The organism is Weissella koreensis KACC 15510, from assembly GCF_000219805.1.
GTDB lineage: Bacteria > Bacillota > Bacilli > Lactobacillales > Lactobacillaceae > Weissella > Weissella koreensis.
The window spans coordinates 101,262-115,747 of record NC_015759.1 but is presented as its reverse complement, the minus strand read 5'-3'; the positions used below and the strand labels follow the sequence as shown (position 1 = coordinate 115,747).

Annotated in this window: 13 protein-coding genes; 10 read left to right on the top strand and 3 right to left on the bottom strand. The window is 36.1% G+C overall.

Features of this window, described 5'->3' with window-relative positions; all coding sequences use genetic code 11:
- Positions 1 to 152: 152 nt before the first annotated feature.
- From obgE to WKK_RS00485, 6 genes are all read left to right on the top strand, one after another.
- Positions 153 to 1,463: a GTPase ObgE gene (obgE, locus tag WKK_RS00510; protein WP_013989114.1), complete on the top strand. Its 1,311-nt coding sequence runs from the start codon at positions 153 to 155 to the stop codon at positions 1,461 to 1,463.
- A 21-nt stretch (positions 1,464 to 1,484) separates the two neighbouring features.
- Positions 1,485 to 2,156 carry a YigZ family protein gene (locus WKK_RS00505; protein WP_013989113.1) on the top strand — a complete coding sequence of 224 codons (672 nt, stop codon included), beginning with the start codon at positions 1,485 to 1,487 and terminating at the stop codon, positions 2,154 to 2,156.
- A 142-nt stretch (positions 2,157 to 2,298) separates the two neighbouring features.
- Positions 2,299 to 4,410 (top strand): DNA topoisomerase IV subunit B, encoded by a 2,112-nt coding sequence (gene parE, locus WKK_RS00500; RefSeq protein ID WP_013989112.1) that lies wholly within the window; start codon positions 2,299 to 2,301, stop codon positions 4,408 to 4,410.
- A gap of 21 nt (positions 4,411 to 4,431) precedes the next feature.
- Positions 4,432 to 6,903 (top strand): DNA topoisomerase IV subunit A, encoded by a 2,472-nt coding sequence (gene parC, locus WKK_RS00495; protein ID WP_013989111.1) that lies wholly within the window; start codon positions 4,432 to 4,434, stop codon positions 6,901 to 6,903.
- Positions 6,904 to 6,970: 67 nt separating this feature from the next.
- The gene (locus tag WKK_RS00490) at positions 6,971 to 7,879 is read left to right on the top strand and encodes a manganese-dependent inorganic pyrophosphatase (protein WP_006845485.1); all 909 of its coding nucleotides are present in this window, start codon (positions 6,971 to 6,973) and stop codon (positions 7,877 to 7,879) included.
- Positions 7,880 to 8,081: 202 nt separating this feature from the next.
- Positions 8,082 to 9,020 carry a diacylglycerol kinase family protein gene (locus WKK_RS00485; RefSeq protein ID WP_041942382.1) on the top strand — a complete coding sequence of 313 codons (939 nt, stop codon included), beginning with the start codon at positions 8,082 to 8,084 and terminating at the stop codon, positions 9,018 to 9,020.
- 131 nt (positions 9,021 to 9,151) lie between these two features.
- On the opposite strand, the gene rnjA is transcribed toward WKK_RS00485, so the two are convergent.
- The 3 genes from rnjA to WKK_RS00470 all read right to left on the bottom strand — a co-directional run bounded on the left by rnjA (position 9,152) and on the right by WKK_RS00470 (position 12,026).
- Positions 9,152 to 10,831: a ribonuclease J1 gene (gene rnjA / locus WKK_RS00480; protein ID WP_013989109.1), complete on the bottom strand. Its 1,680-nt coding sequence runs from the start codon at positions 10,829 to 10,831 to the stop codon at positions 9,152 to 9,154.
- A gap of 1 nt (position 10,832) precedes the next feature.
- On the bottom strand, positions 10,833 to 11,051 hold the full coding sequence (locus WKK_RS00475; RefSeq protein ID WP_013989108.1) for a DNA-directed RNA polymerase subunit epsilon: 219 nt from the start codon (positions 11,049 to 11,051) through the stop codon (positions 10,833 to 10,835).
- A 225-nt stretch (positions 11,052 to 11,276) separates the two neighbouring features.
- Positions 11,277 to 12,026, bottom strand: coding sequence for a M15 family metallopeptidase (locus tag WKK_RS00470; protein ID WP_006845481.1), 750 nt, complete (start codon positions 12,024 to 12,026; stop codon positions 11,277 to 11,279).
- A gap of 136 nt (positions 12,027 to 12,162) precedes the next feature.
- Between WKK_RS00470 and WKK_RS00465 the strand changes: the two genes are divergently transcribed.
- The 4 genes from WKK_RS00465 (at position 12,163) to WKK_RS00450 (ending at position 14,423) form a co-directional block, all read left to right on the top strand.
- A complete protein-coding gene (locus tag WKK_RS00465) occupies positions 12,163 to 12,657 on the top strand; it encodes a hypothetical protein (protein WP_006845480.1) in 495 nt (164 codons plus the stop codon).
- A gap of 65 nt (positions 12,658 to 12,722) precedes the next feature.
- A complete protein-coding gene (locus tag WKK_RS00460; RefSeq protein ID WP_006845479.1) occupies positions 12,723 to 13,334 on the top strand; it encodes a peptide deformylase in 612 nt (203 codons plus the stop codon).
- 6 nt (positions 13,335 to 13,340) lie between these two features.
- Positions 13,341 to 13,625: a UPF0223 family protein gene (locus WKK_RS00455; protein ID WP_006845478.1), complete on the top strand. Its 285-nt coding sequence runs from the start codon at positions 13,341 to 13,343 to the stop codon at positions 13,623 to 13,625.
- Entirely contained in the window at positions 13,626 to 14,423 is a 798-nt protein-coding gene (locus WKK_RS00450) for an inositol monophosphatase family protein (RefSeq protein ID WP_006845477.1), read from the top strand.
- Positions 14,424 to 14,486: the final 63 nt, after the last annotated feature.

Here is a 14,486-nt window from a genome sequence, read left to right as displayed (position 1 = left end):
AGCTTTATCGAGTTAAATACGATACAATAGACAAGTTAATAACGCATCAAATCTTGCTTTTTGGAAGCTGGTAATTTTTTCTAATTGACAGATTTTAAATAAGTTTAACGGCTCTAATCACATGATTAGATAGAGCAGAAGGGGGTACGACGATGGCATTCGTTGACCAAGTAAAAGTTTTTGTTAAAGGTGGAAAAGGTGGCGATGGAGCTGTTTCTTTCCGACATGAAAAGTATATTAATATGGGGGGACCTTTTGGTGGTGACGGCGGAAAAGGTGGCGATGTAATCTTAGTTGTAGATGAAGGTTTACGCACTTTGATGGATTTCCGATACAAGAGTCACTTTAAGGCTACACCTGGTGGTAATGGTGCTACTAAAGGGATGACTGGTGCATCAGCCGATGACATGATTATCCGAGTTCCACAAGGGACGACAGTTACTAATGCTGAAACTGGTGAATTAATCGGGGACCTAGTAGATAAAGATGATCGATTGGTCGTAGCTGCTGGTGGACGTGGTGGACGTGGAAATATTCGTTTTGCTTCACCAAAGAATCCAGCACCTGAAATTGCTGAAAATGGTGAGCCTGGTCGCGAACTTGATATTCGAATGGAATTGAAAGTCTTAGCTGATGTAGGTTTGGTTGGTTTCCCATCAGTTGGAAAATCAACGCTTTTGTCAGTAGTAACGGCTGCTAAGCCTAAAATTGCTGAATATCACTTTACGACCTTAGTTCCTAATTTAGGAATGGTCCGATTAAATGATGGACGTGACTTTGTAATGGCTGACTTGCCTGGATTGATTGAGGGAGCTTCAAATGGAGTTGGATTAGGAATTCAATTCTTGCGTCACGTAGAACGAACTCGTGTCATTCTCCATTTACTTGATATGAGTGGTGTTGATCCTGATTCTGATCCATATGACAATTATAAGCAAATCAATCATGAATTAGCCGAATATGATCCAGCTTTGTTAAAGCGGCCTCAGATTATTGTTCCAACGAAGATGGACATGCCTGATGCAGAAGAAACTTTAGCAACATTTAAAGCTAAATTGGCACAAGATCCTGATTTCGATCAAGATACTGTCATTATGCCAATTTCTTCATTAACACGTGATGGATTGGAACCACTTTTGCAAAAAACGGCCAATGTTTTGGATGAAACAGATGCCTTTATTGCTCAAGAGATGCAATCAGCACCTGAAGAATCGACAATGTATGAGTATAAAGAAAATGAGCAACCATTTGAAATTGTCCGTGAAGATGATCATTATTGGATTTTGACTGGGGATGAGCTGGAAAATCTATTCCAACGAACTAATACTAATTTCACAGAATCATTAATGCGTTTTGCGCGTCAATTACGTACAATGGGAGTAGATGATGCACTTCGGCGAGCCGGAGCAGAGAATGGGGATACTGTTCAAATCATGGACTTCCAATTTGAATTCGAAGATTAAAATGATTGGGGGCTATCAAACGTGGATACAACGTATATCACTATCGAGAAGTCTAGTTTTGTGTATGAACAAATTATAAAAAAATCACGTTTTATTGTTCAGATGCAACGTGTGCAAAATGAAACTGAAGCCCAAGATTTTATCAAACAAATTCAAAAAAATCATAATAAAGCTAATCACAATGTTTGGACATATGTTTTGGGTCCTCATTCTGAAATTCAAAGAGCTTCCGATGATGGTGAACCTAGTGGGACAGCAGTAACACCAATGTTGGAAGTATTAAATAATAATCAGCTTCGGGATGTTGTAGTAGTCCAAACCCGTTATTTTGGGGGAATTAAGTTGGGAGCTGGTGGCTTAATTCGGGCTTATGCAGGGACGTTAGCTGATGCCATTATGGCGGGTGGCTTAGTGCAAAAAATTTTGCAACAAGAACTCGTCATTCAAATTGACTACCCTCAATTTGAAATAATTAAATATTGGTTAGCAGAGCATGCTTTGGATCTTAGTGAAACTGTTTTTACTGAAAAAGTCACTATGGTGGTACCAGTTAATTTAGATGCCTTGGATAGTGTGATGGAACAACTACGTGATTTAACCAAAGGTCAGGCAGAATTATTTAAGCGGGATCAAATTTGGCATGAAGTTCCATTTCAACGGGGTATTAGTGGTCAAACTCAAACGCGTTATTAGGTTTAAATTTAATTAAAAACAATAAAAAACGTTGCAACAGCACTTAAAGTCGTGGTATTTTTGACTGTGAGTGCTTTTTATAGTTACGGTGGTTAATCTTTCATATTAACCTTTTTATAAAATAATGAAGGTAGGCAAACAGATGGTAAAGACAAATACCTACGATGAAAATGATATTACGGTTTTAGAGGGCTTAGATGCCGTTCGTAAGCGTCCAGGTATGTATATCGGTTCAACGGATGGAAAAGGATTACATCATTTAGTGTATGAAATTTTTGACAATGCTGTTGACGAGGCTTTGGCCGGTTTTGGTAAGGAAATTAACGTTTCAATTGGCGTAAATAATTCGATTAAAGTTATCGATCATGGACGAGGAATGCCTGTTGGAATGCACGCTTCAGGTAAACCTACACCAGAAGTTATTCTGACTGTTCTACATGCTGGTGGTAAATTTGGTCAGGGTGGATATAAAACTTCTGGTGGTTTACACGGAGTTGGGTCATCTGTTGTTAATGCGTTATCATCTAGCTTAATGGTTACAATTGTCCGAGATGGTTTTAAATATCAAGAACATTTTATTAATGGTGGTCACCCAGATGGAACTTTGAATAACCTAGGTAAAACTAAGGAAGGCAATGGAACAACTGTCGAATTTCAACCAGATCCTAAGATTTTTTCAACCACTAATTATAATTTTGATATTTTAGCTGAACGTTTACGTGAATCAGCGTTCTTATTAAGTGGGGTTAAAATTACTCTTACTGATGAACGCGTTGGACAAGAAAAAAGTGAAGAATATAAATATGATGATGGAATTCGTTCATTCGTGAAATATTTGAATGAAGATAAGACGACGATGGGCGATGTTCTTTACTTTAATGGGACTGAAAAAGGAATTGAAGTTGAAGTAGCAGCTCAATATAACGATGGTTATTCAGAAACTACAATGTCATTCGTTAATAATGTGCGAACATCTGGTGGCGGAACGCACGAGGTTGGATTACGTTCAGCTTGGACTAAAGCATTTAATGAATATGCCAGAAAAGTTAATCTTTTAAAAGAAAAGGATAAAAACTTGGAAGGATCGGATGTTCGAGAAGGATTATCAGCTGTTATCTCGCTTCGAATTCCAGAAGAATTACTTCAATTTGAGGGCCAAACGAAGGAAAAATTAGGAACACCAGAAGCACGCTCAATTGTAGATAGTGTTGTTGCTGAACAATTAGGCTTTTATTTGATGGAGAATGGAAATTTCTCTCAAGAATTAATTCGTAAATCTTTAAGAGCCCGTGAGGCTCGTGAAGCTGCTCGTAAAGCGCGTGAAGATGCCAGAACTGGTAAAAAAAGGGGTAGTAAAGACCGTGTTTTATCAGGTAAATTAACCCCTGCTCAATCAAAAAATGCCAAACATAATGAACTGTTTTTGGTCGAGGGTGATTCTGCCGGTGGTTCGGCTAAGCAAGGACGTGATCGTAAATTCCAAGCAATTTTGCCATTGCGAGGAAAAGTTTTGAATACTGAAAAAGCTAAATTAGCTGATATCATGAAAAATGAAGAAATTGCGACTATGATCTATACGATTGGAGCTGGTGTCGGTTCTGAATTTGATGTCAGTGCATCTAATTATGATAAAGTTATTATTATGACCGATGCCGATGATGATGGGGCACATATTCAAATCTTGCTATTAACATTTTTCTATAAGTATATGCGGCCGTTGGTTGAAGCTGGAAAAGTATATATTGCTTTGCCACCATTGTATATGCTCAGAAAAGGAACTAAGAAGCAGACGATTACTTACGCTTGGACTAACGAGCAGCTGTTAGAAAAACAAAAAGAAATTGGCCGCGGCTATACCTTACAACGATTTAAGGGGCTAGGTGAAATGAATGCTGAACAGTTATGGGATACCACAATGAATCCAGATAGCCGGACATTAGTTAGAATTACGATTGATGACATCATGTTAGCTGACAAGCGTGTAACGACCTTAATGGGTGATAAAGTTGAGCCACGACGTAAGTGGATTGAAAGTAATGTCGCATTCTCTTTGGCTGATGAAGCTTCACTTTTAGATAAACAAAAGGAATTTAATGAGGCTGATGAAACATCAAAGGACGTTGTTGATGAAGCACAGTTAACAAAAGTTTCGGCAGAAATTGATCCAATTGATAAGGATGCTGATGCTAATCAAAATGATGATATTTTACCTGGTTTTTTTGAGCCAGAGATTGAAACTTGGGATAAAGATTAAAGAGGAAAGGAGGTATTCATTATGTTAGAAAACAAGCAAGAAGGAACGATTCAAGAATTGTCATTAGAAGCAGTCATGGGTGATCGTTTCGGTCGTTATTCAAAATATATTATTCAAGAACGAGCTTTACCAGATATTCGTGATGGGTTAAAACCCGTTCAGAGAAGAATTTTGTATGCAATGAGTAAAGATGGAAATACTTATGATAAGCAATTTCGTAAATCAGCCAAGTCGGTTGGAAATATTATGGGTAATTTTCACCCGCATGGTGATTCTTCAATCTATGAAGCGATGGTTCGACTATCACAAGATTGGAAATTACGTGCTCCTTTGATTGAAATGCATGGTAATAATGGTTCAATTGATAATGATCCGGCCGCTGCTATGCGTTATACTGAAGCACGTTTATCAAAACTTTCTGGTGAAATGCTTCGTGATTTAGAAAAAGAAACCGTTGAGATGGTGCTTAACTTTGATGATACAGAGTATGAGCCAACTGTTTTACCTGGTCATTTCCCTAATTTACTAGTTAATGGAGCTACAGGAATTTCAGCTGGATATGCTACAGAAATACCACCACACAATCTAGGTGAAGTGATTGATGCCACTGTCTATCTTTTGAGTCATCCTGATGCAGATATTGATCAATTAATGGAATTTGTCAAAGGTCCTGATTTTCCAACTGGTGCCATTATTCAAGGAGCCAGTGAATTAAAGCGAGCTTATGAGACTGGGAAAGGTAAAATTGTTGTCCGTGCTAAAACACAGATTGAATCAATTAAAGGTGGTAAGCAATTAATCCGAGTTTCGGAAATTCCATACGAAGTTAATAAAGCAGCCCTAGTACATAAAATGGATGAACTCCGTTTGAATAAAGAAGTAGCTGGATTAACTGAAGTTCGTGATGAATCTGATCGAGATGGATTGACGATTGCAATTGAAATTGCGAAAGATGGTAATGCAGAAGGAATCTTACAATATCTATTTAAGAAAACTGACTTACAAATTACTTATAATTTCAATATGGTTGCCATCCATAAGGAACGACCAGTCTTATTTAGTCTTAAAACGGCATTAACAGCCTTTATTGAACATCAACGTGAAATCATTATGAAACGGACTGTCTTTGATTTAAGAAAGGCACAAGAACGTATGCATATTGTTGATGGGCTAATTAGAGCGCTCTCAATTTTAGACCAAGTTATTAAAACAATTCGTGCTGCAAATGACCGGAAAGGTGCCAAGCAAGGCTTAATTGATCAATATCAATTTACGGAAGAACAAGCGGAAGCAATTGTAACGCTACAACTATACCGGTTGAGTAATACTGATGTTACGCAGTTACAAGCAGAAGCTAAAAATTTGAGTGATTTGGTTGAAAAGTATCAATTGATCTTGAGTGAACCAAAAGAATTAAATAAAGTCTTAAAGCGTGAATTATCGGCTATTAAAAAGGAATATTCAACACCTAGATTAACTGAAATTCAAGCTGAAGTGCAAGAAATCAAAATTGATAAAACTGTTACAATTGCTGATGAAGATGTTGTGATGTTGATTTCTAAATCTGGTTATGTAAAGCGTTCTTCACTTCGTTCATTTAGTGCTTCAGGTAATGATAATGGATTACGTGATGATGATGAGCCAGTATACCTTGAAAAGGTTAACACCCTGCAGCATGTTTTCATTTTTACAAATTATGGAAATGTGATCTATCGGCCAATTAACGAAATTCCAGAATTTAAGTGGAAGGATGCTGGGGAGCATCTTTCTCAAACAGTTAGTGATTTGAGAAATGATGAAACTATCAGTCAAGTTGTAGTGTTAGATGATATTGATAAATTAAATGGTCAATGGTTGGTTGCTTCAAATGAAGGCTATATTAAGCGAGTTGATTTCGCTACTTTGACCCCTCGTAGTAATTACAAGAAGCGATTAATTCCACTAATTAAATTCAAAACAGCGACTGGAAAAGTTGCCTTATTGCAATTTATTGAGCCTAAAGCTCAACTTGATCCAGCTGATGTCATATTGATTACTCAAAAAGCGCAAGGATTACGTTATAGCTTGGATGAAGTACCAGTTCAAGGTAATCGAACAGCTGGCGTAAAAGCAATTAATTTAAATTCTGATGATCAATTAATAGGTGGCGGATTTGTGCAAACTAATATGGCGATTCATTTGATTTCAAATCGAGGAGCTTATAAGTTGATGAAGACTGATGAAATTCCAGTGACATCGCGTGCTAAGAAGGGCGTAGCGGTGATGCGTGAATTGAAGAAGGATTCACATCAAATTGTTACTATGATTTTAACGCCAATAAAAGAAATGCCTCAATTAAGCATTACAACTGATCAAAATCAAATTGTGTTGATTAATCCAAGTGAACACTCATTTGGACAACGTCAAAGTAATGGAAGTTTCGTAATTGAAATATCAAAAGTAGGAATACCAACTAATATGAACATTAATAGTTCAGAATTAATTTTGAATTAAAGATGTAGAATTTGTCTGATTATAGTAAAATATAAATATAATAAAACCTAGAAAGTTGGAGTTAAAAATGACAAAAAAATTAGTCTTTGGACATCAAAACCCTGATACAGATACAATTGCATCTGCAATTGCGGCATCATATTTATTAAATCAAACTATGGGAGAAGAAACTGAGCCAGTCGCATTAGGTGAGCCAAATGCGGAAACTCAATTTGCCTTGGATTATTTTAAGGTAAAGCCACTACGCGTTATTGAAAAAGCTGAAACTGAACAAGTTTATTTGGTTGATCACAATGAAGCAGCACAATCAGCTAAAAATATTGATGAAGTTGAAGTGGTTGGGGTATATGACCATCATAAGATTAATTTTAGTTCTGATGCCCCTCTTTGGTTTATTAATATGCCTCTAGGGTCAGTGGCTACAATTTTGTATTATGAATTTAAGAAAAGTAATATTGAGATTCCAAGTGATGTTGCTGGAATGATGGCTTCAGCTATTATATCTGATACATTACTTTTGAAGAGTCCTACCACAACTTCAATGGATCAACCTGCTTTAGAAGCCTTGGCTGAAATTGCTGGAATTAAAGATTATGAAGCATATGGATTGGAGTTGTTAAAGGCTGGAACTGATCTTTCAAGTCGAACAGCCCAAGAATTGATTGATGGAGATGCTAAGTCATTTGACTTCAATGGACATACTTTCCGTATTGGGCAAGTTAATACTGTTGATATTGACGAAACCTTGGAACGGCAATCTGAACTAGAATCTGCTATGCAAGCTGAAGGATATGATAACTTCTTGTTTGTTATTACGGATATTTTAAATTCAAATTCAAAGGCACTTTATTTGGGAGATGCTTCTAATGAAGTCGCCAAAGCTTTTGATACTGATATTAAGAATAATGTTATTGACTTACCCGGAGTTGTTTCGCGTAAGAAGCAAGTTGTTCCACCTTTGACTGCTGCATTTTAATTTTAATAAAACCAAAGCTTATAACATAAAATAAGCTTTGGTTTTTTGTTAGTTTATATATTAAGAATGTGAAATATATGGTTTATTTGCTATAAAAAACCAAAAGAATAAGGTATAATAAAATAGTTTTGTGTATGAGAATACACAAGCCGAATATTTGAAGTTAGGAACGGTTAGATTCATGGAGAATAAATATTAATTTATCATAAATCCCGTTGCTAAATCCGGAAAATCGGTAGAAAACTGGGAACTTTTAAAAGATGAGTTAATCTCTGAATCAATTGATTTTGATTTCTATATTAGTAAAGATCAGCATGACCTAGAACGTTGGATTAAACGATTTTTAAAGCGTCAAGAAGAACAGTCCATCCAATTAGTGATAATGGGCGGGGATGGAACCTTAAATTTAACGATTAATGCCATTTTAGAGCGAAATAGCGAATATCATCAGCCAATTGCATATATTCCAGATGGATCTGGGAATGACTTTGCCAGGGCTCACGGAATATCGGTTGATCCGATGGCTTCGTTGCAACGAATTTTAAAGAAAACAAAACAAAATATAGAAAAACCTTTAACGATCGATTTAGGGATCTATGAAAATATTAAAGATCATAAACGTAAATATTTTGTAAATAATTTAGGTGTTGGATTTGATGCTATGGTCGTTAGTATGACAAATCATTCACTAGCGAAAGTTTGGTTAAATAAGATGGGTTGGGGAAGTTTGGCCTATCCGTTACTAATTTTAAAAGTTTTAACTGAACAAGATTCTTTCGCGGTTACAGTGAAAGGCGAAGGCCGATTAGCCGATTTTTATGAGAATGCTTATTTAATGACGGTTTCAAATCACCCATATTTTGGGGGTGGAGTAAAGATTATGCCAGATGCTGATCCACATGATGGTAAATTAGATTTAATTATTATTGAAAAGCCTAAGAATAAAATTAGATTACTCAAAATTGTTAAAGCATTATTGAAAAATAAATTATACGATCAACCAGAAGTTCATCGCTATACAAATAAAAAATTAGAATTTCAAACCCATCGTTTAGAATTAGCTCAAGCGGATGGAGAAGAATTAGGTGCACATATTTATAACTATCGGTTTACTTCAAAAACATTAGATTTTTGGTTATAATAATGTGTTCTATTTAAATCAATATTAAATTAAAACAAAAGAGACTCGAACATAATTGTTTGAGTCTCTTTTGTTTTATGGAGTATCAAAAAAGGAATCGAATTTAAATTCGATTCCTTCAAAGCTTGACTTTAAATCATGATAAACATGGGTAAAATAAGGGGGCGACGCTTAGTTTGACTGAATAAGAAACGTTGTAGTTTTGATATAACAGCATTTCTGATTGTATTTTCGTTGGCATTTGGTTCGCGCATTGCGGTTAAAATAGCCTTAAAAATTTCGCGACGTCCTTCATTGATTAATTCTTCTGATTCGCGCATGTAGATAAATCCACGTGAAAGAATGTCAGGCCCAGCTGTTATTTCTTGATTTTTTAAATCAATGGTAGCAACGACAACAACAAGTCCATCTTGGGATAACATTTGTCGATCTTTTAGCACTGCAGTACCAACATCACCAATTCCATTACCGTCGACATAAGTGTCGGCAGCAGGGAAATGATCAGCTATTCGGGCTGAATCAGCGGTTAGTGCTAATACGTCTCCGTTATCCATGATAAAGATGTTTTCAGAAGGTACACCAACTGCCTCACCTAATCCCGCGTGGACTTTCAGCATCCGATATTCACCATGGACTGGCATAAAGTATTTAGGTTTCATAAGAGATAACATCAATTTTTGTTCTTCTTGACCACCATGGCCAGAAGTATGAATGTTATTGATCTTACCATAAATTACATTGGCACCGGCTTCTTCTAGCAGATTGATCACGTGATTAACTGATTGAGTATTTCCAGGGATCGGCGAAGAAGAGAAGATTACAGTATCATTTGGATGAATTTTAATTTGCTTATGAGTTCCGTTAGCAATACGAGCGAGGGCAGCCATTGGTTCTCCTTGAGAACCAGTCGATAGGATTAACACTTTTTCAGGTGGTAATTTATTGGCCTCATGGGCGTCAATTAACATATCTTCAGGAATATCTAAATAACCTAAAGCTAATCCGTTTCTGACTGCTGTATCCATTGAACGCCCGAAGACAGCAATTTTACGACCATGCGCTAAAGCAGATTCGGTAGCCATTTGAACTCGAGACATATTTGAAGCAAAGGTAGCAAATATAATTCGACCAGTAATATCATCAAATAATTGATCAATTGTTTTACCTACCCAGCGTTCAGACTTTGAAAACTCAGCACGTTCGGCGTTAGTTGAATCCGACATTAATAAGAGAACACCCTCAGCACCCAAACGTGCCATTTTTTGCAAGTTAGGTGGCTGGTGGGTAGTTGGAGTCAGATCAAATTTAAAATCACCTGTCTCGACAATTACGCCAACTGGTGTATGAACTGCGACTCCAAATGTATCGGGAATCGAGTGGGTAGTTCGGAAAAACTCAACTGATAATTCACCGAATGTTAAAACATCATCTTCGCCAATGATATTTAGTTCAGTACGGTTAGTTAGACCATGTTCTTCTAATTTATTTGTGATCAGAGCAGCTGCTAGGGGACCAGCATAAACTGGTACGTTTACAGCTTCCAAGAAAAAATGAATGGCTCCAATATGATCTTCGTGCCCGTGGGTAATTACCAAACCGCGCACTTTATCAATATTTTCTACAAGATATGAATAATCAGGAATAACATAATCGATTCCTAATAGTTCATCTTCTGGAAACTTAACTCCGGCGTCAATGACGACGATGTCATCACCATATTGTACGGCATAAGTATTTTTCCCGATTTCTCCTAGACCACCTAAAGCATAAACTGCTGCTTCATTAGGTTGTACATCAATATCCATTGCCATATTAGAACTCCGTTAATTTAAACCGTTCACCAAGGCTTTGTTGCTCATAAGTCAACGCAGCCTCAGAAAGCTCTTCGATTTGCTCAACATTGTATTCGGTGTTAGTTTCAACCGCCAAACGAGCAGTTGGTAAATCAGGTGCCTCAATGTAAAGTGACTTAGTGCTTTCCCGCTTGGGGTTTTGAGTCTTAGTTGGTTGGAAATAAACTTTGTAAATCATATTGATTTAGCTCCTTTTAATAAAATAATTTTTTTCTGAGCCCTTTTCATCGTTTTAAAAGACTCGAAATGTGCTAACAGAAATGTTTCCTGACTAATATTGTAACATGAATTAAGGTTTAAGTAATAATAGAACCCTTGGGTTAGGCGTAAAAGTGAAATGAGACCTACTAAAAAATTCCATAAATCAAACTATTTTAGTCTAATTTATGGGATTATATATATTTTATTCATTAACCGCTAGTTGATCTTGACTAGCATCTGGATGGTAATCACCACCCTTTACACCAGTATATTCTTCAAGTGTTGAAATCTTTTTTTTATTCATTGTAGTAGCATTGTTAATGCCAACATAGCGGAGATGCCATTCTTCACCAATATAACCGGTTTGTGTGCTGGAATGTCTAGGGAATCGGATAATAAGTCCATACTTATAAGCGTTATTTTGCAACCATTTGTACATCTTATCATCCGTTGGTAGCTGACCATTTTGACCAGTTAAATCAAAGGCTAAACCACTTTGATGTTCTGAGTAACCTGGACGAGCAGAGAAAGTATCGGCTTCCTTTTGACCATGATTTGCGACATAATTATTGTATAATGTTGTTTGATATTGGTATGATCGATAACCAGAAACTTGGTTTGAAATTGGAAAGCCGGCTGCTTGAAGGGCTGCAATGATTTCATTCTTTGCTTGATTAGCATTTTCGGAAAGACCACCTCCATCAGGGTTATTAGTATCTAAAGCGCCTTTAAATGGATTATAATCTTGAGTTAGAGGATGCTTTTTATTTACTACTAGTAAATTATGATCCGTATGGTAGGTCGGTTTTGTCGCAAGACTGCTTTTTTCTTTTGTTTTAAGAATAGTCTTATTTTGCATAGTGGGTTGATTAATGTGGTGATTCCAAGCCCATATTAAACCGATCAGTAAACAAATGATTAACGAAAAAGTTAATAATCTTTTTTTTAACATCTTACTCTCCTTCAAAATTCGTAGCTAGTATGCAATATTATACTTTAAAACACAATAAATTAGTAATGATATGAACAATAAACATAGGTATGTTAACCTATGCAAAAATATTAAGGTATAGCGGAGGAAAAAATAAATGACAATAGTCTTAATTATCGGGGCCATTATTATCATTGGTATTTTATTAACGATTAGAATTAAGCATCTTGTTGGCCGTCGTAAGACAGAAATTGAAATTATTCATTCTCAGCAGTTGGTGAATGAGGCTATTAATTATTTATTTAAAAATACGACGTTTGAGCATGGATTAAAGTTACCAAAGAATATCAATTCAACATTAACTGCTAATATTTGGGGTCATAATGTTATGGCGTTTGAAATTAAAATTTATTATGAGCAACGGTTGGATCCAAAAGAACTACAACAGCATTTTAATAATGATTTAAAGCAATATTGTGCTGATAAAAATCTACCTAAACTTGATACTGAGATTGCACCAATTGTTATCACTGATTTATGGTATGACCAAATTCATCCCATTTTGCATATTGATGTTGCAAATGTAAGCAACCAGCAAACCGTTGCTTATTTACATGATCTAAAGAAATTAAACCAACCATTTCAAACATAACTTAAATTCACAAATTAGGTTATAATTAAAGTTAATGATAAAAACGTATATGGAGGCGTACATAAATGTATCTAATGAAAGATATCGTCCGAGACCCATCAGAAGTCTTGCGACAGCAGGCTGGGAAAGTCGAATTTCCTTTAAGTGCTGATGATCAGGCTGCTATGCACAATATGATGGAATATCTAGTGATTAGCCAGGACGAAGAATTAAACGAAAAATATGATTTGCGACCAGGAGTTGGGCTAGCAGCCCCTCAAGTTGGCATATCAAAGCAGTTCTCAGCTATTTTAATTCCTGAAGAAGATGAACAAGCTTGGGATGATGAAGCTGAAGATTTTGAAGATAGTGTGGAAGAAGAGGAACCTAAGTATTTCTTCAAAGGAGTGATCTTTAATCCAGTTATTATTCGACAATCTGTTAAGCAATGTGCTTTAACTATTGGGGAAGGTTGTCTTTCAGTTGATGAAGATCGACCTGGTTATGTTCATCGTTCATATCGAATTACAGTTCGCTATCAAGATGAACTAGGTGAAAGTCACGACTTGAAGTTGGAAGGTTATCCAGCAATTGTGTTCCAACATGAAATTGATCATTTAAAGGGAACTCTTTATTATGATCATATTAAAAGTGATGAACCATGGCATCAAATTGATAATGCCAAATATTTGGGGTAATAAAATATGAAAAGTGATTTAAATTTCGACTATCCCCTTTTGAATGGGTGGTCAAAAGATGACATTATTAAAGTCAGCGCACTTTATTCATCAGTGGCAAAAGCTTATGAAGGTGGAGTTGAAGTAGACAAGTTGCTAAATGCGTATCAAGGCTTTAAATCGGTTGTAACTAGCAAAAGTGAAGAAAAACAACTTGGTCGGCAATTTGAAACGACTTCAGAATATAGTATTTATCGGACAATTCAAGCAGCACGCCAAACTAATAAAAAGGTTTTGATGATGGAGGCCTAGATGGACAAATTGCCGATTAATAATGCGCAATTGGATACCTTAGTTTTGGAATGGATGGATGAAATTCGTCAATTTATTTTGAAAGAAATAAAAAATCCATTAACTATTAAAACTAAAAGTAATGCCCGTGATTTAGTCACTAATTTAGATCGTACTGTTGAACAAATGTATATTGCAAAGATTAAACAATTAAATCCAGCAGCTCGAATTTTAAGTGAAGAGGGATTTGGGGATGAAGTTAATAATCTAGACGGCCCAGTTTGGATTATTGATCCTATTGATGGTACGATGAATTTTGTCAAACAACATGATGAATATGCTTCCATGCTAGCTTATTTTTATGATGGCGAGGCTCAAGGAGCTTGGATTATGGATGTTGTTAAAAATGAAGTCGTTCATGGGGGGCCTACACAAGGTGTCCGATTAAATAAAGCCACAATGGAAGAACCGACTGAGAATAAATTAGATCAAAGTATAATTTCTTTTTCAGGGACTCATTTGTTATATGATCATTATCAATATCAAAACATTGCCCGAATGGCTCTAGGTTATCGGGTTTATGGTTCCGCGGGTATTTCATTTATTCGGCTATTAAAAGGTCAATGTGGAGGATTTACCAGTGTCTTAAAACCTTGGGATTTTGCGGCAGGATTAGTCCTATGCCGGAGTCTAGGGTTACAAGTAGAAACACTTGACGGTCAACCGTTAGACATGTTATCATCAAATGTCATCTTAGCATCTCAAAAACAGGTTATGGCAGACATTAAAATGTTGACAAATACGTCAAGTAACCTTTAAAAGGTCAATTTGGCGTTTTATTTTGTGACATTTGGTGTAGAATAGTAAAAAGAAATTAAAGTG

Coding starts and splice junctions, on each gene's coding strand:
- parE (WP_013989112.1), top strand. CDS start 2,299: ATGGTAAAGACAAATACCTACGATGAAAATGATATTACGGTTTTAGAG.
- parC (WP_013989111.1), top strand. CDS start 4,432: ATGTTAGAAAACAAGCAAGAAGGAACGATTCAAGAATTGTCATTAGAA.
- WKK_RS00470 (WP_006845481.1), bottom strand. CDS start 12,026: ATGTTAAAAAAAAGATTATTAACTTTTTCGTTAATCATTTGTTTACTG.
- rnjA (WP_013989109.1), bottom strand. CDS start 10,831: ATGGCAATGGATATTGATGTACAACCTAATGAAGCAGCAGTTTATGCT.
- WKK_RS00465 (WP_006845480.1), top strand. CDS start 12,163: ATGACAATAGTCTTAATTATCGGGGCCATTATTATCATTGGTATTTTA.
- obgE (WP_013989114.1), top strand. CDS start 153: ATGGCATTCGTTGACCAAGTAAAAGTTTTTGTTAAAGGTGGAAAAGGT.
- WKK_RS00450 (WP_006845477.1), top strand. CDS start 13,626: ATGGACAAATTGCCGATTAATAATGCGCAATTGGATACCTTAGTTTTG.
- WKK_RS00460 (WP_006845479.1), top strand. CDS start 12,723: ATGTATCTAATGAAAGATATCGTCCGAGACCCATCAGAAGTCTTGCGA.
- WKK_RS00455 (WP_006845478.1), top strand. CDS start 13,341: ATGAAAAGTGATTTAAATTTCGACTATCCCCTTTTGAATGGGTGGTCA.
- WKK_RS00490 (WP_006845485.1), top strand. CDS start 6,971: ATGACAAAAAAATTAGTCTTTGGACATCAAAACCCTGATACAGATACA.
- WKK_RS00475 (WP_013989108.1), bottom strand. CDS start 11,051: ATGATTTACAAAGTTTATTTCCAACCAACTAAGACTCAAAACCCCAAG.